Source organism: Microbacterium sp. NPDC057944, assembly GCF_042887445.1.
Classification (GTDB): domain Bacteria; phylum Actinomycetota; class Actinomycetes; order Actinomycetales; family Microbacteriaceae; genus Microbacterium; species Microbacterium natoriense.
Genome location: NZ_JBHVPJ010000002.1, coordinates 753,714 through 771,185 on the forward strand (window position 1 = coordinate 753,714; position 17,472 = coordinate 771,185).

Genomic DNA, 17,472 nt, shown 5'->3' on the forward strand with positions numbered 1-17,472 from the left:
ACTATTGCGCGCGCTCACTCGCCCTTCAGCACCCGGTACCGCCCGCAGAGGAAGTTGCGGTTGCGGGCGACGTCGATCAGCTCGAGGTCGAGTGCGCGCGGGAGAAGCGGGGCACCGGAGCCCAGAGTCACCGGCGCATACTGCACCCAGACCTCGTCGAGGAGACCGGCATCCGCGAACTGACCCGCCAGGCCGCCGCCGCCGACGATCCACAGGTCCTTCCCGTCGGCAGCCTCGATCATCTGGGCGTGCACGTCCCGCACGTCGGACGATGTGAGGCGCACGTCACCCGTCTCGGGAAGCGCGAGCTCGCGATGACTGAACACCCACGTCGGCTGCGCGTAGCCCCACCGGCCTTCTTCGGCGCGCATCACCCACTCGTAGGTCGACGCCCCCATAGCGAGAGCCCCGATCGTCTCGACGAAGCCCGGATAGGCCATCGGCCCGTCCATGTCGATGTCCTGCTTCAGGAGCCATTCCAGCGAATGGTCGGCGGTCGCGATGAAGCCGTCGAGGCTGGACGCCGTGTAGTAGTGGGTGGTCATGCCTCCAGCATGCCGCGGACATCAGACATCGGCTCGCGCCACTCGATCCCCGGGTACCGCTTGAACCACGACACCTGCCTCCGGGCGTAGCGTCGAGTCAGGGCCTGGGTCTCGGCGATGGCTTCCGCCGGCGTGAGCCGACCGTCGAGCTGTCCGAGTGCCTGTGCGTAGCCGATGGCCCTGCTCGCCGTGACCCCGCCCTCGAGGCCTCGAGCGCGCAGATCGGCGACCTCGTCGACGAGACCGGCCTCCCACATGCGGTCGACGCGCGCGTCGAGACGCTCGACGAGCGCGGGCCTGTCGACATGGAGCCCGACGAGCCTGGTCTCGGGATGCCAGAGGACCGGGGCCTCCGGCAGCGCAGCGCCGTGTGTGGTGCCGCCCTGCTCCAGCACTTCGAGGGCACGGACGATACGGCGGCCGTTGTGCGGATCGACACGGGCTGCCGTCTCGGGGTCGGCTTCGCGCAGCCGCGCCATCAGCGCCGCGCCGCCGAGTGACTCCAGCTCGCTCTCCAATCGGGCTCTGAGCGCGGGATCGCGAGGCGGGAATCGGAAGTCGAAGACGACGCTCGACACGTAGAGGCCCGATCCTCCGACGAGGATCGCATCACCGCCGCGCGAGTGGATCTCTCCGATCGCTGCGCGGGCGAGCGGCTGGTACCACGCGACCGCCGCCTCCTCGGTGACGTCCCTCACATCGAGCAGATGGTGCGCGATCCCGCGGCGCTCCTCCGGGGACAGCTTCGCGGTGCCGATGTCCATGCCGCGGTAGAACTGCATCGCGTCGGCGTTCACGATCTCCGCGGGGTTGCCGCGTGCGCGGAGCTCCTCGGCGAGATCGAGAGCGAGGTCGCTCTTCCCGGTGCCGGTCGCGCCGACGACCGTCCAGAGACGCGGTCTCGTCACACGCCCACGCGCAGCGTCGGCAGCCCCAGCGAGACCGCGCGCGGCCCACCGTCAGCTTCCGGAGCAGGCACCGCGCACGACTCGGCCTGCGAGCGGTCCCAGGCGTCTCCGCCGCGGGTGCGCCGGATGCGCAGCGGCCGTCCAGAAGGATCGTCGGCGAGCAGGTGGAACGGAGCAGCGTGCGTGATGGACACGGTGACGACGTCGCCCGGACGCGGGAGCTCGGAGCCGGGGGTGACTTCGAAATGCACGAGACGGTTGTCCTCGCCGCGACCGGTGAGCCGATGCGTCTCGGCGTCCTTCTTGCCTTCGCCGACGGAGACCAGCACCTCGACCTCTCGGCCGACCTGCTTCTGGTTCTCCTCGAGGGAGATGCGCTCCTGCAGGGCGATCAGCCGTTCGTAGCGCTCCTGGACGACGGCCTTGGGAACCTGGTCCGGCATGGTCGCCGCAGGCGTGCCCTCGCGGATCGAGTACTGGAATGTGAACGCCCCCGAGAACCGGGACTGCTCGACGACCCGCATGGTGTCTTCGAAGTCCTCGTCGGTCTCGCCGGGGAAGCCCACGATGATGTCGGTGGTGATCGCCGCGTGCGGAATGCGCTCCCGTACGCGTTCGATGATGCCGAGGAACCGCTCGCTGCGGTACGAGCGACGCATCGCCTTGAGGATGCTGTCGCTGCCCGACTGGAGCGGCATGTGCAGCTGCGGCATGACGCTCGGAGTCTCCGCCATGGCGTCGATCACGTCATCGGTGAATGCGGCGGGGTGCGGACTGGTGAAGCGGATGCGCTCGAGCCCCTCGATCTCACCTGCGGCGCGGAGCAGCTTGCCGAACGCCTGCCGGTCGCCGAACTCGACCCCGTAGGAGTTGACGTTCTGACCGAGCAGCGTGACCTCGATAGCGCCGTCCTCGACGAGCAGTCGGATCTCGTTCAGGATGTCGCCGGGCCGGCGGTCCTTCTCCTTGCCCCGCAGGTGCGGGACGATGCAGAAGGTGCAGGTGTTGTTGCAGCCGACCGAGATCGACACCCAGCCGCTGTGTGCCGAGTCGCGCTTCGTCGGGAGCGTCGAGGGGAACACCTCGAGCGACTCGAGGATCTCGAGCTCAGCCTCGCCGTTGTGACGGGCCCGCTCCAGAAGCCCCGGGAGAGAGCCCATGTTGTGCGTGCCGAAGACCACGTCGACCCACGGCGCCTTGTCGAGCACGGCCTGCTTGTCCATCTGGGCGAGGCATCCGCCGACGGCGATCTGCATGCCGTCCTTGCGGCGCTTGACAGAAGCGAGCTGGCCGAGGGTTCCGTAGAGCTTGCCTGCCGCGTTGTCGCGGACCGCGCACGTGTTGATGATCACGACGTCGGCCTCTGCGCCGTCGGCCGCCCGGACGTAGCCGGCGCTCTCCAGCGAGCCCGAGAGCCGCTCGGAGTCGTGCACATTCATCTGGCACCCGAAGGTGCGCACTTCGTACGAGCGCTGCCGCCCGTCGCTGTCGACTGCTGCCGACGAGGCATCGATGATCGTCGGTTCACTGCGCGGGATAGTCATGATGGGTCAATTCTACGTTCGAGTGGCGTCTTCTCGCGCTCAGGAATGCCTCGTTCCCCTGACCGCGTCGAACGTCACCGAAGCGTCGACCAGGAACCCGTTGGGATCATGCTCGAAGAGCACGCCGTCGAACGCGACTACTCGAAGCGCACGCCCGAAGAAGGCCGCCGACCGCCGAACTGCTCGGCGGTGACCGTCCGAACCACGTTCGAGACCACCCCTCCCGGATAGCCACGACGAGCGAGTTGGCCGGTGAGTCGGCGCTTCGCGGTCTCCGGATCGAGCCGCGCCAGCGACCGCATCTTGGTGCGAGCGAATTCGAGCGCCCGCTCGATGTCGTCGTCGGGGAGCTCGTCGAGCGCCGCATCGATCACATCGCGAGGGAGGCCACGCTGGGCGAGAGCCCGTGAGACGGCGACCCTCCCCTGCTTCTTCCGCTCCACTCCGGAGGTGACGAGCTGGGCGGCGAGCACCGCATCGTCGAGGTAGCCGCGACGGCAGAAGTCGTCGATCACGTCGTCGATCTGTGCCGCGTCGAGCCGCTGCCCCTGCACCTCGAACCCCTTCAGCACCATCTGCGCTTCCGAGATGGAAAGCGATCTCGCGCGCAGCTTGCGCACGAGAAGCTCCTCCGCCGACTCTCGGATCTCGGCCGGATCGAGGCCGTCGCCGGCTTCCTCCACCGCATCCGGAGACTGCAGGGCACGCAGTCTCGGAGCGGACCTCTCCAGACCGCCTCGTGCCGGATGACGGTCGCTGGGACGGCCTGCGTCGGCGACGCGACTCGTCGCCGTACGCTCGCTCGACGCATCCCAGGTCGACCGCCATGCATCGTCACCGGTGCGGTGAGAGAAGACGTCCTCGACGTTCTCCCCCACCGCACCGGGCTCAGGAGCATCCACGGCAGCGGCCTCATGTTCGACCGTCGCGCCGAATCTGTCGCTGCTCGCTGCCGCAGGGCCGCCGAACAGCGGGATCACCGGCGCAATCCGCTCAGATTCGTCCATGGGTCACTCCGATCTTTGAGCAGGGCGGCACACGACCTCGGGCCGATACCGCAGCACGATCACGCCGGGCGACGCTCGGCGAGCTCGTCGGTCGGGGCCGCCTCGGCCTGCACACCGATGCCGAGCTTCTGCTTGATCTGGGTCTCGATGGCCAGCGCGATGTCAGGGTTCTTGAGGAGGAACGACCGCGCGTTCTCCTTGCCCTGGCCGAGCTGGTCACCGTCGTAGGTGTACCAGGAACCGGACTTCTTCACGATGCCGTGCTCCACGCCGAAGTCGATCAGGCTGCCCTCGCGGGAGATGCCGATGCCGTAGAGGATGTCGAACTCCGCCTGCTTGAACGGCGGAGCCATCTTGTTCTTGACGACCTTGACGCGCGTACGGTTTCCCACGGCATCCGTGCCGTCCTTCAGCGTCTCGATACGACGGATGTCTAGGCGGACCGACGCATAGAACTTGAGCGCCTTTCCACCGGCGGTGGTCTCCGGAGATCCGAAGAAGACTCCGATCTTCTCGCGCAGCTGGTTGATGAAGATCATCGTCGTGTTGGTCTGGTTCAGGCCACCCGTGAGCTTTCGCAGCGCCTGAGACATGAGTCGGGCCTGGAGACCCACGTGCGAGTCGCCCATCTCGCCCTCGATCTCCGCGCGAGGCACGAGCGCCGCCACGGAGTCGATGACGATGAGGTCGATGGCACCGGAACGGACGAGCATGTCGGCGATCTCGAGCGCCTGCTCACCCGTATCGGGCTGCGAGACGAGAAGAGCGTCGATGTCGACACCGAGCTTCGCCGCGTAGTCGGGGTCGAGCGCGTGCTCGGCGTCGATGAACGCTGCGATGCCTCCCGCCCGCTGCGCATTGGCGATCGCGTGGAGGGTCAGGGTCGTCTTACCCGAGGACTCAGGGCCATAGATCTCGACGATGCGGCCACGCGGCAGACCACCGACGCCGAGCGCGACGTCGAGAGCAATGGAACCGGTCGGGATGACGGCGACGGGGGCGCGCTCGTCGCTCCCCAGCCGCATGACCGAGCCCTTTCCGAACTGGCGGTCGATCTGAGCGAGTGCTGTCTCGAGGGACTTCTCGCGGTCTGCGGGTGATGGCATGATGTGTTCCTTCTGCTCGCGTGTTGCCGTCTGTAGGCTGTCGCGGCTCCCCCAGGCTGGGCGAACTCTCCGACAAGACGTATGGCTCCGTGGCCATGTCTTCACCGTACGGGGGGCCTCCGACATCGAGTCGGAACGCCCACGAACTGTGCAGAACACGGTTCCTGAACCACTTGTGCAGAAGACTACGCGGCCTCGAACAGATATTCGAGCACCTTGTGCGCTCGGCGTGTCGGAATGCGGAGCACTCGAACACTCATGATCTGTTCAGCGCCTCCGCGGTTCCAGACGCCCGGCACCGTGCCGACGCGCCAACGGGACGTCGGTCTCATCGCACAGCGCGAGCCAGATGTCGCGAGGAGGAACACCGGCATCCAGCGCTTCGAGCGCCGTACGGCCCGCGAGCTGAGACAGGACGAGGTCGTTCACCAGAGAGAGGGCTCTGCCCTGGAACTCCGCATCGACCGCACGGAGGAACTCGCTACGGCGCATGGAGATGCGGGGGACCGATCAGCGCAGCGAGAGCTGCGGCTCGATCGACGCGACCAGATCGTCGGGAACGACGTCCGGGAACACCTGGAGACCCTCGAGCACGGAGATGCGATCTCCGACTTCGCGCATGATGATCGAGATGGGGACGTCGAGCGCATCGGCGACCGAAGCGAGGATCTCGCTCGAGGCCTCCTTCTGCCCTCGCTCGACCTCACTGAGATAGCCCAGCGCCACAGACGCCTTGCTTGCGACCTGCCGGAGGGTGCGCCCCTTCTGCAGACGGAAGTCCCTCAGCACATCGCCGATTTCCTGCCTGACAAGAATCATCGGAACCTCCTCCCCGTTCGGTCCGCCGGAGTCTCCTCCGACGAGATCGCCAGTCTAATACCACTGGCATGCACAGAATCTACTCTTTCACCCTGTGGTTTGAATGTGAGCACACTCATGTCAACTTTGCCCTGGGGATTTCTATTCCCCGACGAGCTCTCGCAGGATCGCAAGCGCAGCGTCGACAGTCTGGGCTCTGATCGCAGCGCGATCGCCCGTGAACACGAACGCGCGGCTCACCTCCACGACGGGGGTCGCCACGCCGATGTGCACCGTTCCCACCGGCTGCCCGTCCGGCGAGTCCGGACCGGCGATGCCCGTCGTCGACACTCCGACATCGGCCGAGCGTCCTCCGATGGCCACTGCGCTCCTGACGCCCCGCGCCATCTGCGCCGCGACCTCCGGATGCACAGCACCGTGCGTGTCGAGCAGGTCTGCGTCGACGCCCAGGAGGGTGTGCTTGACCGGCGTCGCGTAGGCGACGACCCCGCCGAGCAGTACGGCGGACGCGCCGGGGACGCCGACCAGCGCCGAGCAGAGGGCGCCACCGGTGAGAGACTCCGCGACGCCGAGGGTCCACCCTCGCGCGTCGAGCGCGGCCAGGGCGTCGGAGGCTGCGCTCACGACGCTCGCCGGGCTCCACGGACCTGGGCGACGATGTAGTCGATGCCGCTGGCGACAGTGAGCACGAGGACGATGACCATGAGAACAGCGGTCACGAGCGTCCACGGCTCTCGTCCGATCAGCACGTGCAACGGGAGCAGCGCCCACGACAGGGCGACGCCCTGCACAGCCGTCTTGATCTTCCCCATCCAGGCCGCGGCGACCACGTGCTCGTTCACGATCATCAGGCGGTGGACGGTGATGCCCCACTCGCGCACGAGGATGATCGCGACCAGCCACCAGTTCACCTCGCCGAGGATCGCGAGTCCGATGAACCCCGCCCCCGTGAGGAGCTTGTCGGCGATCGGGTCCCACAGCTTGCCGAAGTCGCTGACGATGTCGTACCGGCGAGCGAGGTAGCCGTCTACCCAGTCCGTCGAGATCGCGACGATGAACAGCGCCGCCGCGACCCAGCGCAGAACGATGTCGCCATCCCCATACGTGCCACCGAGCAGAAGAAGCACGAAGAAGACGACGGCGAGCGGGATGCGGGCGATCGTGATCGCATTGGGCAGCTGCCGGGGAATGGACATCAGTCGCGCCCCGTCAGGCCCCAGGCGTCTTCATCGCCCTCTGCTTCGACGACCGGCAGTCCTTCGAACTGCGCCTCGATCGGGTCGTAGGAGTGCGCCGGCACCGCAGGCGCCTGCGCGACCGGAGCCGCCGGCGCAGCCGAGGCCGAGGAGGCTGCGGGCGCGTCGACTCCCCTGAGCTTCGCGAGCACCTGCGGAAGCTGCTCTGCGGTGGCCAGCACGTCGCGGGCCTTCGACCCTTCGGACGGGCCGACGATCTCGCGCGATTCGAGGAGATCCATCAGGCGTCCCGCCTTGGCGAAGCCGACGCGGAGCTTGCGCTGGAGCATCGAGGTGGATCCGAACTGAGAGGACACGATGAGCTCCGCAGCGGCGAGCAGCAGCTCGAGATCGTCGCCGATGTCCTCGTCGACGTCCTTCTTCTTGGCCGGGTCCATCGCCTCCTGCACATCGGAGCGGTACTCCGGGCGCGCCTGACGGGTGACGTGTTTGACGACGGCGTCGATCTCCTTCTCATCGACCCAGGCGCCCTGCAGACGGAACGGCTTCGACGAACCCATCGGCGAGAACAGGGCGTCGCCCTGGCCGATCAGCTTGTCGGCGCCGGGGCTGTCGAGGATGACGCGGCTGTCCGTCACGCTGGTGACGGCGAAGGCGAGGCGCGACGGCACGTTGGCCTTGATCAGACCGGTCACGACGTCGACGCTCGGCCGCTGCGTGGCGAGCACCAGGTGGATGCCGGAGGCGCGGGCGAGCTGCGTGATGCGCACGATCGAGTCCTCGACGTCTCGCGGGGCGACCATCATGAGATCGGCGAGCTCGTCGACGACGACGAGGAGGTACGGGTACGGCTTGAGCACCCGCTCGCTGCCGACGGGCACCTCGACCTCCCCCGCGCGCACGGCCCGGTTGAAGTCGTCGATGTGGCGGAAGCCGAACGACGCGAGGTCGTCGTACCGCATGTCCATCTCCTTCACGACCCACTGCAGCGCCTCGGCTGCCTTCTTGGGGTTCGTGATGATGGGCGTGATGAGATGCGGCACGCCGGCGTAGCTGGTGAGCTCGACACGCTTCGGGTCGATCAGCACCATGCGCACGTCGGAGGGGCGCGCGCGCATGAGAAGGCTGGTGATCATCGAGTTCACGAAGCTCGACTTACCCGAGCCGGTGGAACCGGCCACGAGGAGGTGAGGCATCTTCGCGAGGTTCGCCGTGACGAAGTTGCCGCCGACGTCCTTTCCGACGCCGATCGTGAGCGGATGAGTGTTCTTCAGGGCCGCCTGCGATCGCAGGACGTCGCCGAGCGCCACCGTCTCGCGGTCGGTGTTGGGGATCTCGATGCCGATCGCGCTCTTGCCGGGGATCGGCGAGAGGATGCGCACGTCGTTCGACGCCACGGCGTAGGCGAAGTTGTTGCTCAGCTGGAGGATCTTCTCGACCTTGACACCGTGGCCGACTTCGACCTCGTACTGCGTGACCGTCGGACCGCGCGAGAAACCGGTGACCTTGGCGTCGACGTTGAACTGCGACAGGACGCTCGTGATCTGCTCGACGATCCGGTCGTTGGCCTCGGAGCGCGCCACAGAGGGCGGGCCCTCGGCGAGCACGCCGGGAGACGGAAGGATGTACGGAGCGAGCGGCGCCTGCGGGCCGCCCTCCCCCGGGCCTTCGGTGCCGAAGCCGTCGAGGCCGGGGAGCTCGGGCATCTCGCCCGTGTCGGAGTCGTCGAGGAGCGCGGTCGTCTGCTGCTCCGCCAGCGCGTCGGTCACGGAGCGCACATCGGACAGCACCTCGGTGGCGGCGTCGTAGGGGTCGGCGACGGTGATCGCCTGGTCGTAGGCGGGTGTCGCGTCGGTCGTGGTGAGCAGCGCCGTGATGTCGTCGGAGTCGAGCGATCCCTCATCGGGATCCTCCTCGCGACCGGTCTTGTTGCGGCGCCACCACGGCAGGACATCGGGGTCGTCGACCTTGTCGGCCTCGTCGATCGCCGCGGCATCCTTCGCCGGCTTCTCGGCGCGCTCCGCGTCGAACATCCAGGCGTACAGGTCGCCGAGGCGCTGCCCGATGCGGTTCGGCGGCGTCTTCGTGAGGATGAGGATGCTGAGGCCCGCGAGCAGCGCGAGGACGATGTAGGCGGGGATCGTGGTCAGGTAGCTCAGCGGCTGACCGACCATCCAGCCGAACAGACCGCCCGCAGCGCTCAGGGAGACCATGCCCTCCCTGGGCTGCGGCATGCCGCCGGCGATGTGGCAGAAACCGGCCATCGTGATGGCGAAGAGGCCGAAGCCGATGCCGATGCGCCCGTTGTCATGCACCGACGAGGGGTGCCGGAAGAGCCATCCGGCGAGCAGGAGCAGCAGCACGGGCATCACGAAGGCGACGCGCCCGACGAGGAGTCCGACCGAGTAGGCGCTGATGTTGCCCGCGACCTCGTTGCCGATGAAGAACCACTCGTTCACGGCTCCGGCGATGGCGAGCAGAACCAGGAGGAACGGGAATCCGTCGCGCCGGTCGTCCTTCTCCAGCGTTTCTGGGCCGAAGGCGCGGAACATGCCGCCGACGCCGTGGGCGATACCGTTCCAGGCGCGCACGAGGACGGGAGGCTTCTCGGCCTCGTCGATGTACTTCTTCGGCGCGGCCTGGGCGCGCGGCGCGGCTTGCCGCTTCGGAGTGGCCTGCCGCTTCGGGCGCGACGGCGCGCTCTCCGATGCGCGCTCGGACTTCGTGGTGCTCCTGGCCATGGGACTCACGTTACGGCCAGCAACCGACAAAGCCGCGTAATGACGCGGCATTCCGGTGATCCGGGCGCTCAGGACAGGCGATGCACCATGGTGTCGCGATCGGGCAGAGCGTGCGTGACCACGAAGCCCTCCGACCGGTAGAGAGTGCGCGCGAAGTTGTCGCGCTCCACGCTCAGGCTGAGCCGTCGGTGCCCCTGCTCGCGTGCGCGACTCAGAAGCCGTCGCAGCAGGGCTCGCCCCGCGCCGTGAGCCCGCCAGATCGGCTGCACGCCGATGATCAGCTCGGGAACAGCCGTCTCGACGAAGCCCAGACCCGGATCGCTCGGCGGCAGCATCCGATACCAGGCCGCCCCGATCGGTCGATCGTCGGAGTCGACCGCGACGAATCCGGCATCCGCGGGCCTCATCCACCCGGCGATGTACCGGCGATGCTCGACGGAGGTGAGGATCTCATGCCGAGCACGAGGTGAGCGCCCCCGCCAGTTCGCCGCTTCGACGACCATATCGCCGAGGAAGCTGCCGTCGCTCTGGACGGCGGCGCGGATCGTGAAGTCCTCTGGCATGACCAGAGCCTAGGCCGGTCCCGTTACAACCGGATGACGCGCTCCTGTGAGTCGGAGCCCGCCCTCACGCCTCGATGACGAGCGGGACGATCATCGGACGGCGACGGAGCTTCTGGTTGACCCAGCGCCCGATCGTGCGTCGCACGACCTGCGACAGCGCGTGCGTGTCGCGCACGCCGTTGCCCGAGGCCTCCTTGAGCGCCGCGACGATCTTCGGCACGACGTCGTCGAACACGGAGTCGTCCTCGGCGATGCCGCGCGCGTGGATCTCGGGGCCGGAGATGATGCGACCGGTTCCGGCATCCACCACCACGATGACCGAGACGAAGCCCTCCTCGCCGAGGATCCGACGGTCCTTCAGGTCGGCGTCCGTGATCTCTCCGACGGTCGAGCCGTCGACGTACACGAATCCGAGGTCGAGCTGTCCGACGACCTTGGCGTCACCGTCCTTGAGGTCGATCACCGTGCCGTTCGAGGCGATGATCGTGCGCTCCTCGGCGATCCCGGTGTCCTGCGCGAGCTTGGCGTTCGCGATCAGGTGGCGGTACTCGCCGTGCACGGGGAGCACGTTCTTCGGCTTGAGGATGTTGTAGCAGTACAGCAGCTCTCCGGCCGCGGCGTGGCCTGACACGTGCACGCGGGCGTTCGCCTTGTGGACCACGTTCGCGCCGAGCTTGGTGAGGCCGTCGATCACGCGGTACACCGCGTTCTCGTTGCCGGGGATGAGGCTGGAGGCGAGGATGACGGTGTCGCCCTCGCTGACCTCGATCGCGTGGTCCATGTTTGCCATGCGGCTGAGCACGGCCATCGGCTCGCCCTGAGAACCGGTCGACATGTACACGATCTGCTCGTCGGGAAGGTCGCGCGCCTTCTTGAAGTCGATGAGCACGTTGTTGGGCACCTTGAGGTAGCCCAGCTGCTCGGCGATGGTCATGTTGCGCACCATCGAGCGTCCGAGGAACGCGACACGGCGCCCGTGCGCGTGCGCGGCGTCGATGACCTGCTGCACGCGGTGCACGTGGCTGGAGAAGCTCGCGACGATCACGCGACGAGGAGCCTTGCCGATCACCTGATCGAGCACGGGGCCGATCGACCGCTCGGTCGGGGTGAACCCCGGCACGTCGGCGTTCGTCGAGTCCACCAGGAAGAGGTCGACGCCCTCTTCACCCAGGCGCGAGAACGCACGGAGATCCGTGATGCGTCCGTCGAGCGGGAGCTGGTCCATCTTGAAGTCGCCGGTGGCGAGCACCATGCCCGCGGGCGTGCGGATCACGACGGCGAGGGCATCGGGGATCGAGTGGTTCACCGCGACGAACTCGAGGTCGAAGGGGCCGACCTTCTCCTGCTGCCCCTCCTTCACCGTCAGGGTGAATGCCTTGATCCGGTGCTCCTTGAGCTTCGCCTCGACGAGGGCGAGGGTCAGCCCGGAGCCGATCAGCGGGATGTCGCTCTTCATGCGCAGCAGATAGGGGACGGCGCCGATGTGGTCCTCGTGGCCGTGCGTCAGCACGACGCCGACGATGTCATCGAGGCGGTGCCTGATCGGCTCGAAGTCGGGAAGGATCAGGTCGACGCCCGGCTGGTGCTCCTCGGGGAAGAGCACACCGCAGTCGACGATCAGGATCTTGCCGTCGAACTCGAAGATGGTCATGTTGCGACCGATCTCGCCGAGGCCGCCGAGCGGCGTGACGCGCAGGGTCCCCTCGTCGAGTGCGGCAGGATCTGCGATGGGGATGGACATGCTGTCTCCTCAGTCGGACACTGTGCGCGTCCGTTCGTTCATGGCGACGCGGGTCAGCGCGTCGTGCCGTGCACCTTGGGCAGGGCGCCGCCCGCAGCCGCGTTGCGGTCGGGGCGGAAGTTCGAGAAGTCTGCGCCCGGCACGTCAGTGACGAGAGCGAGCTCGTCCTCGATGAGGGCGGCCTCCCACTCCTCCGGACCGACCAGGGGCAGACGGACGCGCGGGCTCGAGATGCGGCCGAGTCCGTGCAGGATGTACTTCGCCGCCACCGTGCCGGGCACATGCGTCATCGCGGCGCGCACGAGCGGCTCGAGGCGCTTGTGCTCTGCGGTCGCCGTGGCGAGGTCGCCGCGGTTCACCGCGTCGACGATGGTGCGGTACGGGGTGGCGGTGATGTTCGCGGTGACGCCGATGAGGCCCGTCGCGCCGATCGCGAGGTGCGGGAGCACGTTCGCGTCATCGCCAGAGAAGTACATCAGGTCGGTCTGGTTGAGCACCCGGCTGACCTCGGAGAAGTCGCCCTTGGCGTCTTTCACGGCGAGGATGTTGGGGTGCTTCGCGAGGCGCAGGATCGTCTCGTACTTGATGGGCACGCCGGTGCGGCCGGGGATGTCGTAGAGGATCACCGGCAGGTCGGTGGCGTCGGCGACGAGCCGGAAGTGCGTGAGGATGCCCGCCTGGGTCGGCTTGTTGTAGTACGGCGTGACGATCATGATGCCGTCGGCGCCGGCCTTCTCGCTGGCCTTGTACAGCTCGATCGCGTGCGCGGTCTCGTTGGACCCGCCGCCGGTGATGATCTTCGCGCGTCCCGCCGACACGGACTTGCCGACCTCGACGAGCTTGAGCTTCTCAGGGTCGGTCAGAGTGGAGGTCTCGCCGGTCGTTCCCGTCACGACGATGCCGTCAGCACCCGCGGTGATGACGTCATCCATGTGCTTCTCGACGGCGGGCCAGTCGACTTCACCGTCGGCCGTCATCGGAGTGACGAGCGCGACGAGAACCTGTCCGAAGGGGTTGCCCGAGTGCGTCATGCCTCCAGCGTATCGGTTCGGATGCCGCTCACGCTGACGAACGAGCCCGGATGACGTCGCCCCGGGCGATGTCGAGCTTCCCTCGGAGCAGGAGCCCTGCCATCGTCCCCACGGTCGCCTCGTTCGCCTTCTTGCGGAACATCTCGATGCCGGTGATCTCCGAGACCGCGACCTCGGACGCGCCGCGGTGCACGGTCACGGCGTCGCCGACGCGGAGCACGCCTGACGAGACCGTGCCGGTGGCGACCTGTCCGCGGCCGGTGATGGTGAAGACGTCCTCCACCGCGAACTCCGCCACGGATCCCGCTGCGGAGAACGACGGCCGTGCGGCATCCGCTGACGTGCCGTTCGCCAGCCTGGCCAGACGGGCGGCCTCCGCGTCGTTGTACCGCCGCAGCATCTCGTTCGCGTCCTGGGGATCGCGCTTCCTCCCGAACCAGCCCATGAGTCGATCCTAGGCAGACCGGGCACCTAGGCTCGTCCCATGGTCTGGGAGACGCACGAATCGACGACGGTCTACGCGAACAGCTGGATCTCGGTCAGGGAGGACCGGGTCACGGGTCCTGCGGGCGACGGCATCTACGGCGTGGTGACGATGAGGAATCCCGCCGTGTTCGTGGTGGCCGTCGACGACGAGGACCGCATCTGCCTGGTCACGCTCGACCGGTACACCACCGGCACATCGATCGAGGTCCCCGCGGGCGGCAGCGACGGGGAGGATCCGCTGGTCGCCGCACGCCGGGAGCTCCTCGAGGAGACGGGGCTCGAAGCGTCGGAGTGGACCGCGATCGGCACCATGAACGCCCTGAACGGCATCGCGGATGCGCCGGAGCACGTGTTCCTCGCCCGCGGCCTCCGACGTGCGGCCGAAGACCCGAAGCATAGTCAGGCCGAGGAGGGCATCGCCGCCGTCACACGGGTTCCGTTCACGGAGGTGCTGGCGATGATCGCGGACGGACGCATCACCGACGGCGAGACGGTCGCCGCGATCGCGTACGCCGGGATCCGCCTCGGACGCTTCCGCTGATCCCCTTCCTCAGACCCGTCCTCGGCGCGCGACACCCGAGGTGAGCCCACGCGGGAGGATGCGCGTCAGAGCGACGACGGCCTTATAGCGCAGGGACGGGATCGAGACCGCCCTGCCGCGCGCCGCGTCGCGCAGACCAGCGCGCACGACATCGGGAGCCTGCAGCCACAGGATGCTCGGCACGCCCTCGTGCCCCTGTTCGAGCCCCATGCGCTCGTGGAAGGTCGTGTGAACGAATCCCGGGCACAGGGCCGTCACGGTCACTCCGTCGCGTGCGTACTCCGCGTTCGCCCAGCGGCTGAAGCCGATCAGCCAGCTCTTGCACGCCGAGTAGGTGGAACGGGAGATGAAGCCGGCGACCGAGGCGACGTTGATGATCCTGCCGCCGCGACCGCGCATCGTCTGCAGAGCGGCGTGCATGAGGCGCATGGAGGCCTCGACGTGCACGCGGAGATGGCGCACCTCGTCGGCGATGTCGTTGTCGGCGAACTGCAGCGGAAGGCCGAAGCCGGCGTTGTTGACGAGCAGATCGACGGGGTCCGCGGTGTCGAGCAGCCGGGCGGCCACCCGCTCGACGTCCCCCTCGACGGCGAGGTCGGCGGGGAGCACCTCGACGGCGACACCGTACGTTCCTCGCAGCTCGGTCGCGAGCTCCTCGAGGGCGTCGCCGGAACGCGCGACCAGGATCAGGTCGGCGCGGCGACGGGCCAGCTGACGGGCGAACTCGGCGCCCAGGCCGGCGCTGGCTCCGGTGATCAGTGCGGTGGGCATCTCAGCGCTCGTATCCGAGGAAGCGGTAGCGGATGCCGGTGCGGGAGGTCTGCCACTCCCCCTCGTCGACGAGACGCCATCCCGCCTTCGACGGGGCGTAGGCGTCGCCCGCGACGTCGACGTCGAGCTCCGTCACCTCGAGACGGTCGGCATCCGCCGACACCTGGCGGAAGATCTCGGCGCCGCCGATGACCCATACCCGCTCCTGCCCGCGGACCGCCTCGGCGACGGTGGCTGCGCGCCGCGCACCCTCCCCCGCCCAGTCCTGCTGTCGCGTGATGACGATGTTCTCGCGCCCGGGAAGCGGACGGAACCGCTCCGGCAGTGAATCCCAGGTCTTGCGGCCCATCACGACGGGCGCACCGAGCGTCACGTCCTTGAAGTGCGCGAGGTCCTCGGGAACATGCCACGGCATCCCCCCGTCGGCGCCGATGACGCCTCCGTGCGCCTCCGCCCAGATCAGGCCCACCCACGTCATACGGCCACCGCCGCACGGATCGGGGCGTGGTGCTGGTAGCCCTCGATGACGAAGTCCTCGTATCGGTAATCGAGGATCGACTCGGGCGTCCGCGCGAAGCGGAGTGTGGGATAGGGGTACGCCTCGCGCGAGAGCTGCTCGCGCACCTGCTCGACGTGGTTGTCGTAGATGTGGCAGTCGCCACCGGTCCAGACGAAGTCGCCGAGCTCCAGGCCGACCTGCTGCGCGACCATCAGCGTGAGGAGCGCATAGGAGGCGATGTTGAACGGGACGCCGAGGAAGAGATCGGCGCTGCGCTGATACAGCTGGCACGACAGCTTGCCGTCGGCGACGTAGAACTGGAACAGGGCGTGGCACGGAGCCAGCGCCATGTCGGGGATGTCGGCGGGATTCCAGGCCGACACGATGAGCCGACGCGAGTCAGGGGTGGCCCTGATCTGCTCGATCACCTCGGACAGCTGGTCGATGCTCTCGCCGTCCGGCGTCGGCCACGAGCGCCACTGCACTCCGTAGACAGGACCGAGGTCGCCCTCGGCATCCGCCCATTCGTCCCAGATGGTGACGCCGTTCTCCTGCAGCCATCGCACGTTCGAGTCGCCGCGCAGGAACCAGAGCAGTTCGTAGGCGATGGACTTGAAGTGCACGCGCTTCGTGGTGATGAGCGGGAAGCCCTTCGCGAGGTCGAAGCGGATCTGCCGTCCGAACACGCTCGTGGTGCCGGTTCCGGTGCGATCCGACTTGTGCGTGCCGGTCTCCAGCACGTCGCGGAGCAGGTCTTCGTACGGCGTCAGGACGGCTTCGCTCATGACAGCCAGACTACCGTCCCCACGCGGAACGAGCTCGGGCGTCTTACTCCGAAACATCGACCCGCTCAGGGGCGGGACGGACGTACGCTCTTCGCATGTCGCCACTGCTCGCCCTCGCGATCGCGGGAGTCCTCCTCGTGGTCGCCGTGCTCGTCGGAGTGGTCCTGCGCGTGCTCGACGGGCGCCGGAGAGGGGGCGGACATCTGCGATTCGACCCCGCGGATGCCGCCGCAGAGCTGGGCGCCAAGGCCACGCTCGTGCAGTTCAGCACGGAGATGTGCGCTCGGTGCCCGCAGGTCAGGCGGATGCTCAGCACGATCGCCACGCAGGACGACGGGCTCGCTCACATCGAGGTCGACCTGACCCATCGCCCCGACCTGTCCACCCGCTACCGGGTGCTGCAGACGCCGACGACGTTCCTCGTCGACGGCTCGGGAGCCGTCCGCGCACGATTCAACGGCGTACCGCACCGGCACGCCCTCACCGAAGCCCTCGCCGCCGTCTGAGGCGCAGTCTGGAGTCCCCCATGTCCACTCCCGCCGGCATCGACCCCCGCGGCCCCCGCTTCGCCGCGACGATCACGACCGTGCTGCTGCTCGCGGCCACGTTCCTCGGACTCATCGGGCTCTCCACCGCACGGGCGACCACCGCGACCTTCGGCTGGTTCGCGTATCAGCCGCTGGCGGACGCGACCTTCCCCTCGGACGGGTGGGCGCTCTCATCGGCGTCTCTCGTGCAGCGCGTGCTCGACCCTGCGTTCCTGCTCACGCTCGTGATCGCCCTGCTCTTCCTGTGGAGCGTCGTGTCTCCGTCGACCGCCCCCTGGGGCGTTCTCTTCCGCAGGGCTGTGCGCCCCCGCCTCGCTCCCCCGACCGAACTCGAGGACCCGCGCCCTCCGCGATTCGCTCAGGGAGTGGGCCTCTTTGTGGTCACGATCGGACTCGTGCTCCACCTGCTCGGCGTGCCGTGGGCCCTCCCCATCGCGACGGCCGCCGCCTTCATCGCCGCCTTCCTGAATGCCGCGTTCGGGCTCTGCCTGGGCTGCCAGCTCTATCTGCTGCTCCAGCGCGCGGGACTCATCGGCAGGGCCGCCTCCCCCGCCTGAGCGCGCTGTTCCGCAGGGTCGCCCCGGTAGGTAGGCTGGCCGGGACGCGACGCTGCCGCTCGGGCAGTGCGAGAACCGGAGGTC

20 protein-coding genes are annotated in these 17,472 nt (G+C 68.1%); 3 read left to right on the forward strand and 17 right to left on the reverse strand.

What is annotated here, in order from left to right; translation table 11 throughout:
• Positions 1-14: 14 nt before the first annotated feature.
• From ACFVRO_RS13070 to ACFVRO_RS13135, 14 genes are all read right to left on the reverse strand, one after another.
• Positions 15-545, reverse strand: coding sequence for a dihydrofolate reductase family protein (locus tag ACFVRO_RS13070; RefSeq protein ID WP_386952966.1), 531 nt, complete (start codon positions 543-545; stop codon positions 15-17).
• Positions 542-1,453, reverse strand: a complete 912-nt coding sequence (gene miaA, locus ACFVRO_RS13075) for a tRNA (adenosine(37)-N6)-dimethylallyltransferase MiaA (protein ID WP_386952968.1) — start codon at positions 1,451-1,453, stop codon at positions 542-544. Before miaA ends, ACFVRO_RS13070 begins: the two co-directional genes overlap by 4 nt.
• Positions 1,450-2,997 (reverse strand): tRNA (N6-isopentenyl adenosine(37)-C2)-methylthiotransferase MiaB, encoded by a 1,548-nt coding sequence (gene miaB / locus ACFVRO_RS13080; RefSeq protein WP_386952971.1) that lies wholly within the window; start codon positions 2,995-2,997, stop codon positions 1,450-1,452. Before miaB ends, miaA begins: the two co-directional genes overlap by 4 nt.
• 137 nt (positions 2,998-3,134) lie before the next feature.
• Positions 3,135-4,004, reverse strand: coding sequence for a regulatory protein RecX (locus ACFVRO_RS13085; RefSeq protein ID WP_386952974.1), 870 nt, complete (start codon positions 4,002-4,004; stop codon positions 3,135-3,137).
• A gap of 59 nt (positions 4,005-4,063) precedes the next feature.
• Positions 4,064-5,110 (reverse strand): recombinase RecA, encoded by a 1,047-nt coding sequence (gene recA / locus ACFVRO_RS13090; RefSeq protein WP_386952977.1) that lies wholly within the window; start codon positions 5,108-5,110, stop codon positions 4,064-4,066.
• Positions 5,111-5,377: 267 nt separating this feature from the next.
• On the reverse strand, positions 5,378-5,602 hold the full coding sequence (locus ACFVRO_RS13095) for a DUF3046 domain-containing protein (RefSeq protein WP_386952979.1): 225 nt from the start codon (positions 5,600-5,602) through the stop codon (positions 5,378-5,380).
• Positions 5,603-5,620: 18 nt separating this feature from the next.
• A complete protein-coding gene (locus ACFVRO_RS13100; RefSeq protein ID WP_105676581.1) occupies positions 5,621-5,929 on the reverse strand; it encodes a helix-turn-helix domain-containing protein in 309 nt (102 codons plus the stop codon).
• 141 nt (positions 5,930-6,070) lie between these two features.
• On the reverse strand, positions 6,071-6,553 hold the full coding sequence (locus ACFVRO_RS13105) for a CinA family protein (RefSeq protein ID WP_386952982.1): 483 nt from the start codon (positions 6,551-6,553) through the stop codon (positions 6,071-6,073).
• A complete protein-coding gene (gene pgsA / locus ACFVRO_RS13110) occupies positions 6,550-7,125 on the reverse strand; it encodes a CDP-diacylglycerol--glycerol-3-phosphate 3-phosphatidyltransferase (protein WP_386952985.1) in 576 nt (191 codons plus the stop codon). Before pgsA ends, ACFVRO_RS13105 begins: the two co-directional genes overlap by 4 nt.
• Entirely contained in the window at positions 7,125-9,866 is a 2,742-nt protein-coding gene (locus ACFVRO_RS13115) for a DNA translocase FtsK (RefSeq protein ID WP_386952988.1), read from the reverse strand. The genes pgsA and ACFVRO_RS13115 overlap by 1 nt, the downstream gene beginning before the upstream one ends.
• A gap of 68 nt (positions 9,867-9,934) precedes the next feature.
• Positions 9,935-10,429 (reverse strand): GNAT family N-acetyltransferase, encoded by a 495-nt coding sequence (locus ACFVRO_RS13120; protein ID WP_105676586.1) that lies wholly within the window; start codon positions 10,427-10,429, stop codon positions 9,935-9,937.
• A gap of 64 nt (positions 10,430-10,493) precedes the next feature.
• Positions 10,494-12,170 carry a ribonuclease J gene (locus ACFVRO_RS13125; protein ID WP_386952991.1) on the reverse strand — a complete coding sequence of 559 codons (1,677 nt, stop codon included), beginning with the start codon at positions 12,168-12,170 and terminating at the stop codon, positions 10,494-10,496.
• 53 nt (positions 12,171-12,223) lie between these two features.
• On the reverse strand, positions 12,224-13,201 hold the full coding sequence (dapA, locus tag ACFVRO_RS13130) for a 4-hydroxy-tetrahydrodipicolinate synthase (RefSeq protein ID WP_341942371.1): 978 nt from the start codon (positions 13,199-13,201) through the stop codon (positions 12,224-12,226).
• Between the two features lie 28 nt (positions 13,202-13,229).
• Positions 13,230-13,646, reverse strand: a complete 417-nt coding sequence (locus ACFVRO_RS13135) for an EF-Tu/IF-2/RF-3 family GTPase (RefSeq protein WP_386952994.1) — start codon at positions 13,644-13,646, stop codon at positions 13,230-13,232.
• A gap of 39 nt (positions 13,647-13,685) precedes the next feature.
• Here ACFVRO_RS13135 and ACFVRO_RS13140 point away from each other — a divergent pair, with 39 nt between their 5' ends.
• On the forward strand, positions 13,686-14,228 hold the full coding sequence (locus tag ACFVRO_RS13140) for an NUDIX hydrolase (protein ID WP_105676592.1): 543 nt from the start codon (positions 13,686-13,688) through the stop codon (positions 14,226-14,228).
• Positions 14,229-14,237: 9 nt separating this feature from the next.
• On the opposite strand, the gene ACFVRO_RS13145 is transcribed toward ACFVRO_RS13140, so the two are convergent.
• From ACFVRO_RS13145 to ACFVRO_RS13155, 3 genes are read right to left on the reverse strand one after another with little or no spacing between them, the layout of a single operon-like run.
• The gene (locus ACFVRO_RS13145; RefSeq protein ID WP_386952996.1) at positions 14,238-14,999 is read right to left on the reverse strand and encodes an SDR family NAD(P)-dependent oxidoreductase; all 762 of its coding nucleotides are present in this window, start codon (positions 14,997-14,999) and stop codon (positions 14,238-14,240) included.
• Between the two features lies 1 nt (position 15,000).
• On the reverse strand, positions 15,001-15,477 hold the full coding sequence (locus ACFVRO_RS13150; protein ID WP_386952998.1) for a dihydrofolate reductase: 477 nt from the start codon (positions 15,475-15,477) through the stop codon (positions 15,001-15,003).
• The gene (locus tag ACFVRO_RS13155) at positions 15,474-16,283 is read right to left on the reverse strand and encodes a thymidylate synthase (protein WP_386953001.1); all 810 of its coding nucleotides are present in this window, start codon (positions 16,281-16,283) and stop codon (positions 15,474-15,476) included. The genes ACFVRO_RS13150 and ACFVRO_RS13155 overlap by 4 nt, the downstream gene beginning before the upstream one ends.
• 95 nt (positions 16,284-16,378) lie before the next feature.
• Between ACFVRO_RS13155 and ACFVRO_RS13160 the strand changes: the two genes are divergently transcribed.
• Together ACFVRO_RS13160 and ACFVRO_RS13165 are read left to right on the forward strand one after the other, a co-directional pair.
• A complete protein-coding gene (locus ACFVRO_RS13160) occupies positions 16,379-16,789 on the forward strand; it encodes a thioredoxin family protein (RefSeq protein ID WP_223586578.1) in 411 nt (136 codons plus the stop codon).
• A 20-nt stretch (positions 16,790-16,809) separates the two neighbouring features.
• A complete protein-coding gene (locus tag ACFVRO_RS13165) occupies positions 16,810-17,388 on the forward strand; it encodes a DUF4395 domain-containing protein (RefSeq protein WP_386953002.1) in 579 nt (192 codons plus the stop codon).
• The last annotated feature ends 84 nt before the right edge of the window (positions 17,389-17,472 follow it).

Coding starts and splice junctions, on each gene's coding strand:
- ACFVRO_RS13070 (WP_386952966.1), bottom strand. CDS start 545: ATGACCACCCACTACTACACGGCGTCCAGCCTCGACGGCTTCATCGCG.
- miaB (WP_386952971.1), bottom strand. CDS start 2,997: ATGACTATCCCGCGCAGTGAACCGACGATCATCGATGCCTCGTCGGCA.
- ACFVRO_RS13085 (WP_386952974.1), bottom strand. CDS start 4,004: ATGGACGAATCTGAGCGGATTGCGCCGGTGATCCCGCTGTTCGGCGGC.
- recA (WP_386952977.1), bottom strand. CDS start 5,110: ATGCCATCACCCGCAGACCGCGAGAAGTCCCTCGAGACAGCACTCGCT.
- ACFVRO_RS13095 (WP_386952979.1), bottom strand. CDS start 5,602: ATGCGCCGTAGCGAGTTCCTCCGTGCGGTCGATGCGGAGTTCCAGGGC.
- ACFVRO_RS13100 (WP_105676581.1), bottom strand. CDS start 5,929: ATGATTCTTGTCAGGCAGGAAATCGGCGATGTGCTGAGGGACTTCCGT.
- pgsA (WP_386952985.1), bottom strand. CDS start 7,125: ATGTCCATTCCCCGGCAGCTGCCCAATGCGATCACGATCGCCCGCATC.
- ACFVRO_RS13115 (WP_386952988.1), bottom strand. CDS start 9,866: ATGGCCAGGAGCACCACGAAGTCCGAGCGCGCATCGGAGAGCGCGCCG.
- ACFVRO_RS13120 (WP_105676586.1), bottom strand. CDS start 10,429: ATGCCAGAGGACTTCACGATCCGCGCCGCCGTCCAGAGCGACGGCAGC.
- ACFVRO_RS13125 (WP_386952991.1), bottom strand. CDS start 12,170: ATGTCCATCCCCATCGCAGATCCTGCCGCACTCGACGAGGGGACCCTG.
- dapA (WP_341942371.1), bottom strand. CDS start 13,201: ATGACGCACTCGGGCAACCCCTTCGGACAGGTTCTCGTCGCGCTCGTC.
- ACFVRO_RS13135 (WP_386952994.1), bottom strand. CDS start 13,646: ATGGGCTGGTTCGGGAGGAAGCGCGATCCCCAGGACGCGAACGAGATG.
- ACFVRO_RS13140 (WP_105676592.1), top strand. CDS start 13,686: ATGGTCTGGGAGACGCACGAATCGACGACGGTCTACGCGAACAGCTGG.
- ACFVRO_RS13145 (WP_386952996.1), bottom strand. CDS start 14,999: ATGCCCACCGCACTGATCACCGGAGCCAGCGCCGGCCTGGGCGCCGAG.
- ACFVRO_RS13150 (WP_386952998.1), bottom strand. CDS start 15,477: ATGACGTGGGTGGGCCTGATCTGGGCGGAGGCGCACGGAGGCGTCATC.
- ACFVRO_RS13155 (WP_386953001.1), bottom strand. CDS start 16,283: ATGAGCGAAGCCGTCCTGACGCCGTACGAAGACCTGCTCCGCGACGTG.
- ACFVRO_RS13160 (WP_223586578.1), top strand. CDS start 16,379: ATGTCGCCACTGCTCGCCCTCGCGATCGCGGGAGTCCTCCTCGTGGTC.
- ACFVRO_RS13165 (WP_386953002.1), top strand. CDS start 16,810: ATGTCCACTCCCGCCGGCATCGACCCCCGCGGCCCCCGCTTCGCCGCG.